This window comes from Streptacidiphilus sp. EB103A, from assembly GCF_041261405.1.
GTDB lineage: Bacteria > Actinomycetota > Actinomycetes > Streptomycetales > Streptomycetaceae > Streptacidiphilus.
This window is the reverse complement of the sequence record NZ_JBGCAQ010000018.1, coordinates 227,188-243,613: the sequence shown is the minus strand read 5'-3', so window position 1 is coordinate 243,613 and position 16,426 is coordinate 227,188. Positions and strand designations below refer to the sequence as shown.

Below are 16,426 nucleotides of genomic sequence, written 5' to 3'. Positions count from 1 at the left end.
GGGCCACCCGCGGGGGGGCCGGGTGGTGTGGGCCCCCCCCGCCCCGCGGGCCGGGGCCAGCGGGGGGGTGGGGGCGGCGGGCGGCGGGGGGCGCCCGGGCCCCGGGCCCCCCCCCGTCTCCATCGGTGCGTTGGTGCCGGCTGCGGCTAGCGCAGTCCGGCGGCCTCGGCTGCGGCCGCTGCGGCAGCGGCGTCGGCCAGCCGCTCACTGCGACGGCGGCGGCGCTGCGGGGCGATCTCCTCCGTGGCGGTGGCAGGGACCGGGCTGGTGGCTGCCGGAGTGCGCCGGCGCGGGGCCGGGACCTCGGCCGGGGTCGGCACCTCGGCCGCGCCCGCGGGGCGGGCGGCCCGGCGGCGGGTCCGGGGCGCGGGCGCCTCGGCGGCCACGGTGCCGGACACCTCGACGGCGGTGGCCGCGGCCTCCACCACGGTCGCGGCCGCCTTGGCGGTGCTGCGACGACGGCGCGGTGCCGGCGTCTCGGCAACAACCTCGGGGGCGGTCTCGACGACGGTCCCCACGGTCTCGGCCGGAACCTCGGCGCTGACCGCGCTGCGACGGCGCCGGCGCGGAGCCGGTGCCTCGACCTCGGCGGGCGCCTCGGCCGGTGCCTCGGCTGCCGTCTCGACGGCGGCCTTCGCGGTGCTGCGGCGACGGCGCGGGGCGGCCTCCTCGACCACGGCGGCGGGTGCTTCCGCGGCGGTCTCCAGCGTCTCGACGACCGGCGTCTCGACAACCGGCGTCTCGACAACCGGCGCCTCGGCGGCGGTCGTACGGCGACGACGGGTGCGCGGCGCGGGCGCCTCGGCGGCGGGCTGCTCGGCGACCGGAGCCTGGGCGACAGGCCCCTCGACGGCGGCGGTCCCGGCGAGGGTCTCCACCGTCTCCAGCGCCTCGGCGGCCTTGCCCCCGCGACGGCGGCGACGGCGCGCTGCCGTCTCCTCGGCCGGGGTCTCGGCCAGGGCGGTGACGGGGACTGCGATGCTCTCGGCCGACTCGACGACCGGCGTGACGGCGTCGCCCGCACCACCACGGGTACGGCGGCGCGAGCGCTCGCGGCGCGGACGCGTCTCCTCGGCCGGAGCCGGGGCCTCGGCGGCGGGCCGACGGCTGTCGCCACGGGCTGCGCCACGGCCGCCTGCGTCCCGGCCACTGCGCCCGGCCGCGCCGCGGTCGGCGGACTTGCGGCCGCCGCCCGGCTCGCCCAGGTCCTCGATCGCCTCGGCGCCCAGACCCGCGCGGGTGCGGTCGGCGCGCGGCAGCACGCCCTTGGTGCCGGGGGCGATGTGCAGCAGCTCGTACAGGTGCGGCGAGGTGGAGTAGGTCTCCTCCGGCTCGCCCAGGCCCAGGTCCAGCGCCTTGTTGATCAGCGCCCAGCGGGGCATGTCGTCCCAGTCGACCAGGGTGACGGCGGTGCCGGAGGCGCCCGCGCGGCCGGTGCGGCCGATGCGGTGCAGGTAGGTCTTCTCGTCCTCGGGGCACTGGTAGTTCATGACGTGGGTCACGCCCTCGACGTCGATGCCGCGGGCGGCCACGTCGGTGCAGACCAGGACATCCACCTTGCCGTTGCGGAAGGCGCGCAGCGCCTGCTCGCGCGCTCCCTGGCCCAGGTCGCCGTGGACCGCGCCGGCCGCGAAGCCGCGCTGGGTGAGCTGGTCGGCGACGTCGGCCGCGGTGCGCTTGGTCCGGCAGAAGATCATCGCCAGACCGCGGCCCTCGGACTGGAGGATGCGGGAGACCAGCTCCACCTTGTCCAGCGAGTGCGCCCGGAAGATGTGCTGCTTGACCGACGCCACGGTGGCGCCGGTGTCGTCGGGGGCGGCGGCGCGGATGTGGGTGGGCTGGCTCATGTACCGGCGGGCGAGGCTGATGACCTGGCCCGGCATGGTGGCCGAGAACAGCATGGTCTGCCGCTTGGCCGGGAGCATGGTCATGATCTTCTCGACGTCGGGCAGGAAGCCCAGGTCGAGCATCTCGTCCGCCTCGTCCAGCACCAGGCAGCGCACGGCGGAGAGGTCCAGCTTGCGCTGGCGGGCCAGGTCGAGCAGCCGGCCGGGGGTGCCGACGACCACGTCGACGCCCTTCTGCAGCGCCTCGACCTGCGGCTCGTAGGCCCGGCCGCCGTAGATGGCGAGGACCCGGACGTTGCGGACCTTGCCGGCCGTCTGCAGGTCGTTGGTGACCTGGGTGCACAGCTCGCGGGTCGGGACCACGACCAGCGCCTGCGGCGAGCTGGGCAGCTCGGCGGCGGTGGTGCGGCCGGCGTCGACGTCGGCGAGGACGCGTACCCGGTCGATGATGGGGAGGCCGAAGCCCAGGGTCTTGCCGGTGCCGGTCTTTGCCTGCCCGATGACGTCATGGCCGCTGAGGGCGACCGGGAGGGTCATCTCCTGGATCGGGAAGGCTTCAATGATGCCGACGGCCTCGAGGGCCTCTGCTGTCTCGGGCAGGAGCCCGAGGTCTCGGAACGTAGTCAGGGCGATGCCTCTTCCGGTGTGTGCGGCCGATGCGGGGGGCGGCCGGGCGCTCGTACGACTCGTACGGGCGCGCGTACCGCAACCGGCGTCCTCGCGGCCGGGCCGCGCGCCGGCTCCGTGGTTCGCACGGACACTCGGGTCGCGTACGGACGGGCGGCACTGCGGGTCGGCCAGTGTGGGAGGCCCGGCGCGGGACCGCGTAGGTGCGGTCTGCGGCGGCCCTCGCTCAGCCACTGCGGGCCCTTCGTGGTCCGTCACCGGATCGGAAGGGCGGGTCGGTCGGAGCCGATCGTTCCACCGACCGGGCATCCGTATACGTGAGGACCGGGGCGCGAGCCTTGCGGCGCATACGCCGGTCCTCACTACCACCATACCGTCAAGCGAAAGATCGAACATGTGACGCGGGCGACAAACCCCTCGCGCAGCGCGGAATCCCTGCTCGCGGGAGCACTAGGGTTCCGGATATGGAGACTCCTCAGGAAGCAGCAGCGACAACCGGAGCCGGCACCGGCGAGTCGCACCCCTCGATCGGGGACTGGGACACCTGCGCGGCGGACCCCGAGTACCGGGCCGCGGTGCTCGACCTGCTCGGCGCGCTGGCCTACGGCGAACTCAGCGCCTTCGAGCGGCTGGCCGAGGACGCCAAGCTCGCCCCGACCCTGGAGGACAAGGCGGCCCTGGCCGGGATGGCGGCCGCCGAGTTCCACCACTACCAGCAGCTGCACGACCGGCTGGTCGGGGTCGGGGCCGATCCCACCGCGGCGATGCTGCCGTTCGCCGAGCCGCTTGACTCCTTCCACCGGATGACCGCCCCCGCGGACTGGCCGGAGAGCCTGGTCAAGGCCTATGTCGGCGACTCCATCGCGGCTGACTTCTACCGCGAGGTGGCGGTGCGGCTCGACGACGACACCCGGGAGCTGGTACTGCGGGTGATGGCCGACACCGGGCACGCTGAGTTCGCGGTGGGGAAAGTGCGCGGCGCGATCGAGGCCGACCCGAAGATCGGCGGGCGGCTGGCGCTGTGGGGCCGTCGGCTGATGGGCGAGGCGCTGAGCCAGGCCCAGCGGGTCGTCGCGGAGCGCGACGCGCTGTCCAACCTGCTGATCGGCGGGGTGGAGGTGCGCGGCTTCGACCTGGTGGAGGTCGGCAAGATGTTCAACCGGATCACCGAGGCGCACACCCGACGGATGGCGGCGCTGGGGCTGGCGTCCTGACGCCTCAGACGTGGTGCGGCTGTCGCGTCACCGGTGTGGATGATCGCTGCTCAGGACGCCCCGGCTCGGGGCGCCGGCGGTCTTGGTGTTGCCGCTCCGGGCGCCGCTGCTCCGGGTGCGCCAGGAGCGAGACCAGCAGGCAGGCGCCGACCGCCGAGAGCGGCACGGTCAGCGCCAGGTGGTCGGCGCCGACGACGGTTCGCGCCAGTACGCCGATCAGCAGCGCCGAGCACAGTCCGGTCAGCACGGTGACTGCTCGGTGCACCTGGAAATAGTGCGGCAGCAACAGTGCCGCACCGCCCCCGACAGCCAGTCCGACCAGGGTGAACGCGAGCAGTTCCAGCAGCATCGGCGCCTCCTCGCAGCTCGTGCGGTACACATCCGGCCCGGGTGGTGGACAGGACACCCAGGACGTACCCAGGGAGCGTTCCGACCATGCGGAATGCGGGGATCTGCACCCGGGACTGGCTGGAATCACTCGCCAGGGTGGCCGTGCGGTGCGCCGGGTTCCAAGATCGGGTAATGCGACCATGCGGCGGCCGGGCCGGGCCGGGCCGGGCCGCGCCGGTGGCGGTCGGCGGACGCAGCGGTGCCCCGCTCCGCCGAGGCGGGAGCGGGGCACCGGGGCCTGCGGCCTCAGATCGCGCCGAAACCGACCTTGCGCGCGGTCTGCTCGCCGATCTCCACATAGGCGAGCCGCTCGGCGGGGACCAGGACCTTGCGGCCGTGCTCGTCCGTGAGCTTCAGCAGCTTGGAGCTGCCGTCGAGCGCCGCGGCGACCGCGGTCTCGACATCATCAGCAGACTGCGAACTCTCGAGAACGATCTCCCGAGCCGCGTTCTGCACGCCGATCTTGACCTCCACGGCTACGTCCCTCCGGCCCCTCAAGGCGCATGTTGTCTCTTGTCACGCTGGTACGTGTGGCGTCTGTCGCTGCCGTGCGGAAACTGCCCGCACGCGGCCAACCTTAGACCGAGCGCGGACCTTTCAGTGCGTGACGCCGTCGCCGCCGTGCATGGGGAAGCCCTTGAGGCCGCGCCAGGACAGGCTGGAGACCAGGCGGACCGCCTCGTCCTTGGGGATGGTGCCGCCCTGGGCCAGCCAGAAGCGCGCGGTGATCTGGCACAGGCCGCAGACGCCGACGGCGAGCAGCATGGCCTCCTCCTCGGGGAGGTCGGTGTCCTCCGCGATCACCTTGCTGACCAGGGTGGCCGTGGCCCTGGTGACCGCCTCGACCCGCTCGCGCACGGGGGCCTCGTTGGTCAGGTCCGACTCGAAGACCAGCCGGAAGGCGCCGGACTCCTCGGCGACGTAGGCGAAGTAGGCCTCGGTGGTGGCCTGGACCCGGAGCTTGTTGTCCGTAGTGGCCTCCAGGGCCCCGCGGATCGCCTCGACCAGGGCGTCGCAGTGCTTGTCCAGCAGCGCGAGGTAGAGCTCCAGCTTCCCGGGGAAGTGCTGGTAGAGCACCGGTTTGCTGACCCCGGCCCGCTCGGCGATGTCGTCCATCGCGGCGGCGTGGTAGCCCTGCGCGACGAAGACCTCCTCGGCGGCGCCGAGCAGTTGGTTGCGTCGGGCGCTTCGCGGCAGGCGGCCGGTGCTGGTCTTGCCTGTGCGCGGGCGCTCGTCCGTGTCCTGACTGGGCGTCACGGCGCTCCTCACTCACGGTTGTGGGGCTCCGGGTGCGCGGCGTGGGCCGTGCGCGGCCGAGGCCGTGCGGGTGGTGGTTCCAGGGCGCCATCCTACTTGTCGGTAATCCTCTGCGCCCCAGGTCGCTGAAAGAAACTCTTGGTCAAGTGTTGTGAGGAGTCGACAACACAGCCGGGAGCAGACGGGTACGTACTGGTGCGTATCCGGCAAATCACTCGCGGTACTCGTCCTCGTCGATGCCGACGGCGCGCTGCTGTTCGGCGACATCCGCCTCCGGAGCCTCCAGGTCGAGGTCGTCCTCCTCCAGCGGGCTGTCGTCGTCCGCCTCGGGGTCGTCATCGCTCAGGTCGGGGTCGACGGGCTCGGGGTTCACGGGCTCGGTCATGCTGGCTCCCGGTGCGATAGTGCGGCTGTGTCGAGCCTAGGAGCGCCTGCCCCGGACCGCGCCCCGGCACACCGGCGGGGCGGCCACTGCTGACCTGGCCGGTGCCGACTCGTAGCATCGACGCATGAGTGGACTGCGCGAGATGTCAGAGCCCGTCGTGCCCGAGGCTGCGATTCCCGACGCGGCCGAGGGGGAGTCCGGCGGCGAGGGGCTGCGGCCGCTCAGGCCGGTGTCCGTTCCCGGGTGCGCGCTGAGTGTGGAGGCGGTCGCGCCGGAGCGCGAGGGGCTGCCGCCCGCCCTGTTCGTCCATGGTCTGGGCGGGTCGACGCAGAACTGGTCGCTGCTGATGGACCGGCTGGCCGGCGATGTCGACGGCTATGCCGTGGACCTGCCGGGGTTCGGCCAGTCGCCGCCGCCGGACGACGCCGATCTGTCGGTCTCGGCCCATATGCGGGCGGTCGTGGACTGTCTGGAGCTGTCCGGACGCGGTCCGGTCCACCTGTTCGGGAACTCGCTGGGCGGCGCGGTGGCCACCAGGCTGGCCGCGCTCCGCCCCGACCTGGTGCGCTCGCTGACGCTGATCTCCCCGGCGCTGCCCGAGGTGCCCCCGCAGCGCACCGCGCTGCCGACCGGACTGCTGGCGATGCCCGGCGTCCCCGCGGTCTTCGGCAAGCTCACCCGGGGCCAGCCGGTGGAGCAGCAGACCGAGGCGCTGCTGGACCTCTGCTACGGCGACCCCGGACTGATCGACGCCGAGCGACGGCGGCAGATGGTCGCCGAGTACCAGCGCCGGATGGCGCTGCCGTACTCGATGGACGTGCTGGCCAGGACCGCCCGGGGGATCGTCAGGGCCTACACCGAGCGCGGACCGCAGGCGCTGTGGCGGCAGGCGGAGCAGGTGACGGCGCCGGTGCTGCTGGTGTACGGGCTGCGCGACAAGCTGGTCTCGTACCGGATGGCCCGGAAGGCCGGGCTGGCCTTCCAGGACTCGCGGCTGCTGGTCCTGCCCGAGGCCGGTCACGTGGCGATGATGGAGTACCCGGACCTGGTCGCGGGGCAGTTCCGGGAGCTGTTGGCGGAGACCGCCGGGACCTCGGTGGTCCCGGCGGCGGCGTCGGCGGCGTCTGCGGCACCGGCGGCCCGGGCGTAGTCCGGCTCAGCCGTAGACCGCATGGCAGCCGGCGTCCTGACTGCTGCCGGCGGCCCAGCCGCCGTACTGCTCGCCGAGTGCGCAGATGCCGGAAGAGCCGTGCGGCGGCCGCCCGGGTGCCGGGTGTGCCTTTCGTGCGCCGGCGGAGCGCGGTGCGGGGCGAGCGGCGGCGGAGGAGCGGTCCGCCCCGCGCCGCGGCGAGGAGCCGGCCGGTCGGCCCGCCGGCCCCGGGCTCGGGGCCGGCGCGGCGGCGCTCGGTGGATCGGCGACGGCCAGCACGCTGAGCGGTACACCGGCGGTGGGGCCGGCCGGAGGCGGTCCCCCGGGCGCCTCGGCAACCGGCGCGGCCGACGGCGCCGCCCCGGGCGGGCTCGGTGCGGCGGGGTGGCGGTCGGGGGCGCAGCCGGTGGCGAGCGCGCCCGTGCACGCCAGGGCCAGCAGGGCGGCGGACAGCCGTCCGAGCGGTGCGCCGGGGGTGCCCCGGGTGGATGTGCCGATCACGTCCGGCGCAACGACCGGGACGGCCGCTGGTTACCGGGACGGTCGGGACAGCTGGGGTGGCGTGCGACAACGCCGCAGACCGCTGGGGGTTTCGGGGGTTCACTCCTTCGGGTGGTAGGCGGCCGGATGGTCGAGTGGCTGTCAGTGGCCGGTCGTAGTTTCATCCCGTCGGGCCGAACAGACGTCGGGGGGCGGGGTCACTGACCACCGCAGCCCGCGGGCCTCTCCATCCCTTTCCTTGCCGCGGAGGTCTCCATGCGCATCGCCCTGCTCACCGAGAGTGCGTCCGTCGGCACCGAGAGTGCCGAGGGTGGCTGGTGCGACCGGCTGACCCGGGAGCTCGCCGAGCACGAGTTCGAGCTGTACGCCCTGGGTGCGGCGCGGCGTGAAGCCGGGTCCGAGCCGCTGCCGGGCCGGCTGTCCGGGCTGCGCCGCGCGGACCCGCGCCCCGCGGTGCTGCACGGCCGGGCCAGGCGGCGGGCGCTGGCCGCCTACCGTGAGCTGCTCCGCTCGCTGGCCGAGCCCGCGGCGGCGGAGACGTTCGGCCCCGCGTTGTACGCGCTGGCCGAGGCCGGGCGGGGCGGCGGCCTGGCCGCGTTACTCCGGTCCGGGGCGGCGCTGCGGATCATCGAGGCGGCCTGGAAGGCCCCCGGCGCGGTCGTCGGCAGCGGCTCCGGAACGGCAGGCGAGCCGCTGGTGCGGGACGCGCTGGTCGCGGCCGACCTGCTGGCGCACTGCCTCCGGGCGCTCTCTGCCCCCTGGTACGACGAGCGGCGTTCCGACGAGCGGCGTTCCGAGGGGCCGGTGGCCGGGGGGCTGGGCGGTGCGGACCTCTGCCACGCCCTCGGCGGCGGCCTGGCGGTACTGCCCGGGCTGCTGGCCAAGCACTTCTACGGAATACCCCTGATCATCACCGAGCACAGCCTCCACCTGCGCGAACGCGCCCGGGGCTACCGCGACGCGCCCTATCGGCGGCCGGTCAGGGCGCTGATGCTCACCTTCTTCCGCCTGCTGGCCCGCGAGGCATACCGGCAGGCCGGGCTGATCACGCCCGGGAGCAGCTTCGACCAGCGCTGGCAGATCCACTGCGGCGCCGATCCGGCGGCGGTCCGGGTGGTCTACGAGGGCACGCCCAGCGCGGACCTGCCCGCGGCGGGCGCCGAGCCGGCCATCCCCACCCTGGTCTGGTGCGGTCCGACCGAGCCCTGCGGGGGTCTGGAAACCATGCTGCGGGCCTTCGCCCGGCTGAGATCGGAGCACCAGGGGGTGAGGCTGCTGGTGCACGGCGGATCCGTGACTGCGTCACGGGCGGCCGAGGCGGGTGCCCGGCAGTGCCGCGAGCTGGCCGCGCAGCTGTTCCCCGGGGAACCGGAGGCGGTCAGCTTTCGGGGCGGTGCTGGGCGGAGCGGCGCCGGTCGGCTTCGTGACGCCCATGAGGGCGGCACGGTGATCGTCTTCTCCGGTACCGAGGGCCCCCGTCCGATGCTGGTCGCCGAGGCCATGCTCAGCGGGCGGCCGGTGGTCGCCACGGACGTCGGCGCGGCCAGGGAACTGGTCGGCCCCACCGGACTGCTGGTCCCCGCGGAGGATCCCAAGGCGCTGGCCGCGGCCTGCTCGGCGCTGCTGTGGGACCGGGAACGCCGCTCCCGGCTCGGCAACGCCGGGCGGCTGCGGGCCCAGGAGCTCTACGCGGTGGAGCCGGCCGCCGCGGCCTTCCGCGACCTGTACCTGGAGCTCGCCTCCCGGCTGCCGAGCGCGGAGACGCCCTTCGGCGTGCCGGCGGCGCGTCGGCCCTTCGGCCGCACCGCGGAGGTCCGGGTCGCGGCCGAGGACCCGGCGGCGTCGGTCCTGGTACCGCATGCGGTCGCGGGGGCCGGTGCGGTGCGACCGCGGCGGGCCGGGGCGATGCTCGCCGAGCTGCGGCGCAGGGCGGTGCGGCCGGTGGCCGAGGGCGAGGTTGCGGCCGGGAGTGAGGGCGAGGTGCAGTGGCGGACGCCCGAGCCGATTCCGGTCGCGGCCGGTGCGGGCCTGGTGGGAGCGCTGTCCGGCGCCGAGGAGGCGGGAGCCGGATGAGCGGGCGATCCGGGGCCGCCGTGTCCGCGGACCGGGCCACCGCCGATCCGGTCCACGATCTGCTGGTCCGTCATCTGACGCTGTGCGAGACGGCGGTGCACCCGCTGGAGATCGCCGCCGAGCTGGAGGCGGCCGGGATGGGACCGGGGACGGCGGGTCGCTACCGGCACAGCGATGTCTTCTCACTGGCCGAGGAGCTCTACGCGCGGGTGCCACGGCGGCCCGAGGCGCACCGGGCTCCGCCGGCCGAGAGCCCCTGGCGGCGGCGGGCCGGGCCCGCCCTGCTCACCGCCGTGCTCTACCTGCTGCCCTGCGCCGGGCTGTGGCTGGCGCGGCAGACCGGCGGGGCCGGTCGCGGCGTCGGGGTGGACCTGACCGTGGTGGTCCTGCTCGCTCTGGTGGCGGCGGGGACCGCGGGCGGCGGGCACTCCTTCGGCGCACGATTCGGCTACGCCGTCGGCGTGGCCGCGGTGCTCGGCCTGTGCGTCACCGGGGGGAGCGACCCCGCCGTGGCCACCGCCCTGGCCTGCGGGCTCGGGGCGGCCGACTGGTGCGCGCGCTGGTTCCGGCACATCGGCTGGGGCCACCTGGGCGCGGCGCGCTCGCGGAACGGGTTCCGCGAGCGGATGCGCCCGGTGCTGCCGGTGGCGGTCGCGCTCTTCCTGACCGCGCTCTCCGCGCTGACCTTCGCCGCACTCACCCTGCACCGGCACCGCACCTCCGACGGGGGAGGCCTGGCCGCCGGGATCCACGGGGCCGACGGCACGGCCTGGGCGGCCCAGGAGTGCGTCGGCGTCGTCCTGCTGCTGGTGGTGCTGCTCTGGCGGTGCGGAAGGACCGCCGACGCGCTGGCCGGCCTGCTCTGCGGACTCTCCGCACTGGGCGTGGCCGCTGCCGCCGTACACGCCGCGCTGCCGGGCGGCAGCGGCGGGTACGGCGGCAGCGGTACGGCAGCCGCGTTCGACACCGCCCTGCTCCGGGGCTTCGGCCTGACCGCGGCTCTGCTGCTGCCCTACGCCTGGGTGGTGCTGCTGCGCCCGGAGTCGCACCGGGACACCGCCCCGGCCGGGGACGACTGAGTGTCCGTCAGGCACCGGCCGCCACCCATCAACCTGCACACCGCGGGCCCCTACGGGACCGCTCAAGGAAGGACCGCACCATGAGGGTGCTGCTGTTGGGAGCCGATGGATTCATCGGCCGCCGCGTCGCCGACCGTCTCTTCGCCGACCCCGAGCTGCAGGTGACCGTGCTGGGCCGGCGGGACACCGCGGACATCCGCTTCGATCTCGCCGCAGGCAGCCCGGGTGCGCTGGCCCGATTCCTGGACGCGGTGATGCCACGGGTGGTGGTCAACTGCGCGGGGGTCACCTACGGCACCCCGCGCGACCTGGTGAAGGCCAACACTCAGGCCGTCGCCACCGTCTGCGAGGCGATCCGCCGCAGCCACGACCCGGCCAGGCTGGTCCACGTCGGCTCGGCCGCCGAGTACGGCCCGGTGCCGATCGGCACCTCCACCGCCGAGGGCGCCGAGCCGCGCCCGATCGGCCCGTACGGGGTGACCAAACTCGCCGGCACCGAGCTCGCGCTCTCCTCGGGCCTGGACGCGGTGGTGCTGCGGATCTTCGACGCGGTGGGCCCCGGCGTCCCGGCCGGCTCGCTGTTCGGACGGCTCTCCGAGGGCCTGCGCCGGGCCTTGGAGCGCAGCGAGCCGCAGGTGCGCGCGGCGGACCTCTCGGCGTTCCGGGACTTCGTCGACGTGCGCGACGTCGCCAGGGCGGTGCAGGCGGCGGCGGTGTCGGCGGCCACCGGGGTGATCAACATCGGCGGCGGCAGCGGGGTGCGGATGCGGGACGCCGCCCATCTGCTGGTGCGGGCCTCCGGCTTCGAGGGCCGGCTGATGGAGGAGACCCGTAGCCCGATCCCGGGCGCCGACGGCACCGACCGCCCCGGCGAGGTGCTCTGGCGGCAGGCCGACATCCGGACCGCCCGCGAACGGCTCGGCTGGCGGCCCCGGGTTCCGCTGGAGGAGTCGCTGGCCGACATCTGGATGGAGACGGCCTGCCGGGTCTGACGGGATTCCGGCGGAAATTCGGCTGCGGCGTCTGCATGGTTGGTCGCGCAGTTCCCCGCGCCCCCAGGTGTCTGCAACTGGCCCAGTTGCAATTGCACAGGGGCGCGGGGAACTGCACGACAAGCCATGCAGACGCCGCAGCCCGGAGGCCGAACCGTCTCACCTGCTGTCTCGTACCTCGGACCGGAGGCCGTGGAATAGCCCCCGGCGTGGCACTGTTGGCGAAGAAAACCCGTAATGACGACTAACGGAGTCCCCCGTGTCGCTGCCACCCCTGGTCGAGCCGGCCGCTGAGCTCACCGTGGACGAGGTCCGCAGGTACTCCCGCCACCTGATCATCCCGGATGTCGGGATGGACGGGCAGAAGCGGTTGAAGAACGCCAAGGTGCTGTGTGTGGGCGCCGGCGGCCTGGGATCTCCCGCGCTGATGTACCTCGCCGCGGCAGGTGTCGGCACCCTCGGCATCGTCGAGTTCGACACCGTCGACGAGTCCAACCTCCAGCGCCAGATCATCCACGGCCAGTCCGACATCGGCCGCTCCAAGGCCGAGTCCGCGCGCGACTCGGTCCAGGAGATCAACCCCTACGTCAACGTCATCCTGCACGAGACCCGCCTCGACGTGGACAACGTCAAGGAGATCTTCGCGCAGTACGACCTGATCGTCGACGGCACCGACAACTTCGCCACCCGCTACCTGGTGAACGACGCCGCGGTGCTGCTCGGCAAGCCCTACGTATGGGGCTCGATCTACCGTTTCGACGGCCAGGCCAGCGTGTTCTGGGCCGAGCACGGCCCCTGCTACCGCTGCCTCTACCCGGAGGCCCCGCCGCCCGGCATGGTCCCCTCCTGCGCCGAGGGCGGCGTGCTCGGCGTGCTGTGCGCGTCGATCGGCTCGATCCAGGTCACCGAGGCCATCAAGCTGCTGGCCGGCGTCGGCGAGCCGCTGGTCGGCCGGCTGATGATCTACGACGCCCTGGAGATGCAGTATCGCCAGGTCAAGGTCCGCAAGGACCCCGACTGCGCGCTCTGCGGCGAGAACCCGACCGTCACCGACCTCATCGACTACGACGCCTTCTGCGGCGTCGTCAGCGACGAGGCGCAGGCGGCGGCCATCGGCTCCACCATCACGCCCAAGCAGCTCAAGCAGTGGCAGGACGACAAGGAGGACATCTTCCTGGTCGACGTGCGCGAGCCCGGCGAGTACGAGATCGTCAGCATCCCGGGTGCCACCCTGATCCCCAAGGGCGACTTCCTGATGGGCAACGCCCTGGAGCGGATGCCCCAGGACAAGAAGATCGTGCTGCACTGCAAGACCGGGGTGCGCTCGGCCGAGGTGCTGGCCGTGCTGCACTCGGCCGGCTTCGCCGACGCGGTCCACGTGGGCGGCGGCGTGATCGGCTGGGTCAACCAGATCGAGCCCGAGAAGCCGGTCTACTAGTAAGGTCGCGCTCGCCCGGGAAGCCCTGTGACCCCGGTCACAGGGCTTCCTTGCGTTGCAGGTAGCTGAAGGCGATCCAGCCCGGCAGCACCGGCAGCCAGAAGGTCAGCAGCCGGAACAGCAGCACGGCCGGCGTCGCCACCGTCAGCGGCAGCCCCGCGCCGGTGAGCCCGCCGATGAGCAGGGTCTCGATCGCGCCGATCCCGCCCGGGGTGGGCACGGCGGATCCGGCCGCATTGCCTGCCAGGTAGACGACGGCGATGGTGGCGAACGGCAGCGACTGGCCGAAGGCGCGGATGCTGGTGTCCAGGCAGGCCACGAACGCCAGCGAGACCAGGATGATGCCGCCGAAGCCGGTGGCGATCTTGGTGGGGGAGCGCAGCAGGTCCAGCATCCGCGGGACCACGCCGATGAACAGGGTGCGCAGCCGGGTCAGCGTCCAGCGCCGGACCGGCGGGACGGCCGCGCCCACCAGCACCAGCACCGCCGCCACCAGCAGCCCGGCGATCACGGTGCGCGAGGAGGGGATGTCCGAGCCCTTGCTGCTGCCGGTCCCGGCGACGAAGCCGAAGCCCAGCAGCAGCAGGATGTGCATCCCCAGGCCGACCAACTGCGAGGCGCCGACGCTGGCCACGGCCTGTCCCGAGCGCACTCCGGCCCGCTGCAGGAAGCGGGTGTTCAGGGCCACCCCGCCGACCGCGGCCGGGGCCACCAGCTTTACGAAGCTGCCCGCGACCTGGGCCCCGAGGGTCCGCCAGAACGGCAGCTGCTCGGGCACGAAGCCGGCCAGGCTCATCGCCGCGCCGACGTAGCTGAGCGCGGAGGCCGCCAGTGCGGCCAGCGCCCAGGCCCATTTGGCGTGGCTGAACGCGCTGGTCGGGTTGGCGGCCGCGAGCTGGCCCAGCAGCAGGTAGGCCGCGAACGCCCCGGCGACCAGGGTGATCAGGGTCCTCGGCTTGAGCCGCTGCAGCCTGGCCGGCTCCACCGGGGCCTGCGGGGCGACCTCCAGGATCTGCTCGCGGATCTGCGACAGGAAGTCCTGCGGATCGGGGTTGTCGGTGAGCGCGTCCTCGACCTTGACCCCGGCCTTCATCTGCTCCGCGCGGGCCGCGGCCACCGCGGCCTTGTGCTCGCTGTTGTGGTGCTTGAGCGCCATCCGGGTGGAGCGGTGCAGCCCGACCGGCTGCAGCAGCGGCATGGCGCTCGCGGTCCGGCTGGAGCCCAGCACCTTGTTGGCGGAGGTCACGGCGCGTTCCGGACCGACCCGCAGGGCCAGTGTGGTGAGCAGCTGGGCCAGGTCCATCCGCAGCGTCAGGTCGCCCGAGGCGATGTCGCCGCCGGCCAGGTTGATCAGGCAGATCCCGCTGTTCGGAGCGGTCGCCGACGGATGCGTGACCAGCAGCGACTCGCTGGTCAGCCGACGGTGCGCGATCCGGCGGTCGTGCAGGGCCTTGACCGAGGTCCAGGCGTCGGCGAGGACCTCGTCGGTGAGCTCGTCGTCGTCCGCGAGGTCGAGGGAGCGGCCCTCGACCCGCTCGTAGACCAGGATCACCGCGTCCGGGCCGAGCTCGGAGGTGGCGATCAGCTTGGGGGAGTGCGCCCCGGCCGCGTTGGCGGCGTAGGCGATCAGAGCCTCCTGCTCCAGGGCCTGGCGCAGCGACTGGGGGCTGGAGCGGACGGTGACGGTGCGCAGCTGCAGCCGCCGCCAGAGCCGGTAGAAGAAGCCGGAGGCCTGCTGCTCGCGGTCGATCACATGGACGTCCAGCGGCAGCGCCCGGTCCTGGATGACCAGGTAGCGGCGGGTGCCCTCGGGGCCGTCGGAGGAGCGGTGGGCGCTGAGCGGGGCGAAGCCGACCTTGCGCAGCCCCGCGAGCAGGGTTTGGCCGGTGGGGCGGACGTTCGGGGTGCCGACGGCGTAGAGGGTGCCGTAGGCCACGGTCAGGCCCAGCAGGATGGTTACTGCAATGGACAGCGGGGTGGTGTGTCCGCTGATCAGTTCGGAGAGCCCGTCCAGCAGCACCACCCCCCACAGCGCGACCCGCCAGCGTGGACGGCTGGCCATGCCCACGGCCGTCATATAGGCGATGACGGGGGTGAGGTAGCCGTGCACCGGGTCGGTCAGCGTGGTGGTGTTGGGGATCTGCTGGGTCAGCGCCGCGGTGATGGACTCCGGCGCGGCCTTGACCACCCACAGGTCGACGGCCAGCGAGATGCCGTGCGCCAGCACTGCCGCCAGCACGCCGTCGGCGACCCGCAGGCCGTCCCGTTTGATCAGCCGCTCCACCGCGAAGGCCAGCGGGACGATCAGCACCGCGGCGGTGGAGATGACCCCGGTGATGGTGGTGAGGAAGCTGGGAACCTTGGTGACGCCCGCCGAGATGTCGCTCTGCAGCCCGGTGGTGGTCGAGGTGGCGATGCTGGCCAGCACCAGGACGGCGGCGACGCCGAGAATGCCCAACAGGAAGCGGATCAGGTCGGACGGGCGGTGCACTCGGGCGGCCAGCAGCGGTTCGTCCACGGCGACGTGCGAACTGGCGCGGGTCTCGGCCGGCAGCGTCGAGCGGTGCTGCAGCCCGGGGACCTTGACCAGGTCCACCACGGGGGTGTTCGGGCTGGGTCCAGGCCCCGGATCGGTCGGCGGAGGCGGATCGGAGGCGTCGTCGGGCATGGTGCCGGAGGCGTCCGCTGCCTGGTCGGCGCTCGCGCTCGATCCGGTCATCTGAATGTCTGTGCCTTCTGGTCGCCTGTCACCGACCCCTCAAGGGTGGCATGGGTGGAGGATGTGCGTCGGTGCCAGGTCCCCAGGTGCGGGTCCCTGGCGGATGCTACATTCCTCCGCCCGGGTGGGCGAGGAGGTTCTACGACTGCTCCACCCGTACGTGTCGGGCTGTCAGTGGGATAGGACACAATGCGACGGGTGAGTGGGAACCATGAGCCGGATGTGGAGTCGGCCGAGCTGCCGCCCTTCGCCGAGCGGGTGCTGGAACTGACCGAGCGCATCCCCGCCGGGCAGGTGCTGACCTATGGTGACGTCGCCGAGTACCTGGACGAGGGGGGACCGCGCCAGGTCGGCAGGGTGATGGCGCTGTACGGGGCCGCTGTGCCCTGGTGGCGGGTGGTGCGGGCGGACGGCGCGCTGCTGCCCGGGCACGAGCTGCGGGCGCTGGAGCAGTACCGGGCCGAGGGCACCCCGTTGCGCAGCGTGCGCGGGCGCGGCCCGGCACGGGGCTCCGCGGCGGCCGAGGACCTGCCCCGGGTGGACCTCGCCCGGGCCCGGTGGGACGGGCGGTAGGGCCGATAGCACAGGGGTCCGACAATTTCGGAGCGGCGGGCTGAGCTTCCCGTGAACCTCGGACAAGAGGGTGAGTGACGGTGGAGGATCGTAGGCTCGCGGTAGCGGACGACGTCTGGGACGCCTGACCGGACGAGCGACGCCCCCGGTATCCGCTGCCTTCCTCCCTGCACTGCCCCTG

The 16,426-nt window shown here is 73.7% G+C and carries 14 protein-coding genes; 7 read left to right on the top strand and 7 right to left on the bottom strand.

The window, feature by feature from the left end:
• Positions 1-146: 146 nt before the first annotated feature.
• Complete coding sequence (locus ABH941_RS28570) at positions 147-2,384, bottom strand: DEAD/DEAH box helicase (protein ID WP_370132416.1); 2,238 nt, start codon at positions 2,382-2,384, stop codon at positions 147-149.
• Between the two features lie 554 nt (positions 2,385-2,938).
• On the opposite strand from ABH941_RS28570, the gene ABH941_RS28565 reads away from it, so the two are divergent.
• Positions 2,939-3,688, top strand: a complete 750-nt coding sequence (locus tag ABH941_RS28565) for a ferritin-like fold-containing protein (RefSeq protein WP_370132415.1) — start codon at positions 2,939-2,941, stop codon at positions 3,686-3,688.
• 4 nt (positions 3,689-3,692) lie between these two features.
• Here the strand turns inward: ABH941_RS28565 and ABH941_RS28560 are convergent, their stop codons facing one another.
• The 4 genes from ABH941_RS28560 to ABH941_RS28545 all read right to left on the bottom strand — a co-directional run bounded on the left by ABH941_RS28560 (position 3,693) and on the right by ABH941_RS28545 (position 5,720).
• Entirely contained in the window at positions 3,693-4,037 is a 345-nt protein-coding gene (locus ABH941_RS28560) for a hypothetical protein (protein ID WP_370132414.1), read from the bottom strand.
• A 287-nt stretch (positions 4,038-4,324) separates the two neighbouring features.
• Positions 4,325-4,552: a DUF3107 domain-containing protein gene (locus ABH941_RS28555; protein ID WP_370132413.1), complete on the bottom strand. Its 228-nt coding sequence runs from the start codon at positions 4,550-4,552 to the stop codon at positions 4,325-4,327.
• Between the two features lie 123 nt (positions 4,553-4,675).
• The gene (locus tag ABH941_RS28550) at positions 4,676-5,335 is read right to left on the bottom strand and encodes a TetR/AcrR family transcriptional regulator (RefSeq protein WP_370132412.1); all 660 of its coding nucleotides are present in this window, start codon (positions 5,333-5,335) and stop codon (positions 4,676-4,678) included.
• 211 nt (positions 5,336-5,546) lie between these two features.
• Positions 5,547-5,720 (bottom strand): hypothetical protein, encoded by a 174-nt coding sequence (locus tag ABH941_RS28545; RefSeq protein ID WP_370132411.1) that lies wholly within the window; start codon positions 5,718-5,720, stop codon positions 5,547-5,549.
• A 124-nt stretch (positions 5,721-5,844) separates the two neighbouring features.
• Here ABH941_RS28545 and ABH941_RS28540 point away from each other — a divergent pair, with 124 nt between their 5' ends.
• The gene (locus ABH941_RS28540; RefSeq protein WP_370132410.1) at positions 5,845-6,870 is read left to right on the top strand and encodes an alpha/beta fold hydrolase; all 1,026 of its coding nucleotides are present in this window, start codon (positions 5,845-5,847) and stop codon (positions 6,868-6,870) included.
• 6 nt (positions 6,871-6,876) lie between these two features.
• On the opposite strand, the gene ABH941_RS28535 is transcribed toward ABH941_RS28540, so the two are convergent.
• Positions 6,877-7,371: a hypothetical protein gene (locus ABH941_RS28535; RefSeq protein ID WP_370132408.1), complete on the bottom strand. Its 495-nt coding sequence runs from the start codon at positions 7,369-7,371 to the stop codon at positions 6,877-6,879.
• A 255-nt stretch (positions 7,372-7,626) separates the two neighbouring features.
• Here ABH941_RS28535 and ABH941_RS28530 point away from each other — a divergent pair, with 255 nt between their 5' ends.
• From ABH941_RS28530 to moeZ, 4 genes are all read left to right on the top strand, one after another.
• Entirely contained in the window at positions 7,627-9,444 is a 1,818-nt protein-coding gene (locus tag ABH941_RS28530; protein WP_370132407.1) for a DUF3492 domain-containing protein, read from the top strand.
• A complete protein-coding gene (locus ABH941_RS28525; RefSeq protein ID WP_370132406.1) occupies positions 9,441-10,523 on the top strand; it encodes a hypothetical protein in 1,083 nt (360 codons plus the stop codon). Before ABH941_RS28530 ends, ABH941_RS28525 begins: the two co-directional genes overlap by 4 nt.
• A gap of 80 nt (positions 10,524-10,603) precedes the next feature.
• A complete protein-coding gene (locus tag ABH941_RS28520; protein ID WP_370132405.1) occupies positions 10,604-11,515 on the top strand; it encodes an NAD-dependent epimerase/dehydratase family protein in 912 nt (303 codons plus the stop codon).
• A 259-nt stretch (positions 11,516-11,774) separates the two neighbouring features.
• Positions 11,775-12,953, top strand: coding sequence for an adenylyltransferase/sulfurtransferase MoeZ (gene moeZ / locus ABH941_RS28515; protein WP_370132404.1), 1,179 nt, complete (start codon positions 11,775-11,777; stop codon positions 12,951-12,953).
• Between the two features lie 37 nt (positions 12,954-12,990).
• Here the strand turns inward: moeZ and ABH941_RS28510 are convergent, their stop codons facing one another.
• Complete coding sequence (locus ABH941_RS28510) at positions 12,991-15,672, bottom strand: flippase-like domain-containing protein (RefSeq protein ID WP_370132403.1); 2,682 nt, start codon at positions 15,670-15,672, stop codon at positions 12,991-12,993.
• Positions 15,673-15,861: 189 nt separating this feature from the next.
• On the opposite strand from ABH941_RS28510, the gene ABH941_RS28505 reads away from it, so the two are divergent.
• Complete coding sequence (locus tag ABH941_RS28505; RefSeq protein WP_370132402.1) at positions 15,862-16,245, top strand: MGMT family protein; 384 nt, start codon at positions 15,862-15,864, stop codon at positions 16,243-16,245.
• Positions 16,246-16,426: the final 181 nt, after the last annotated feature.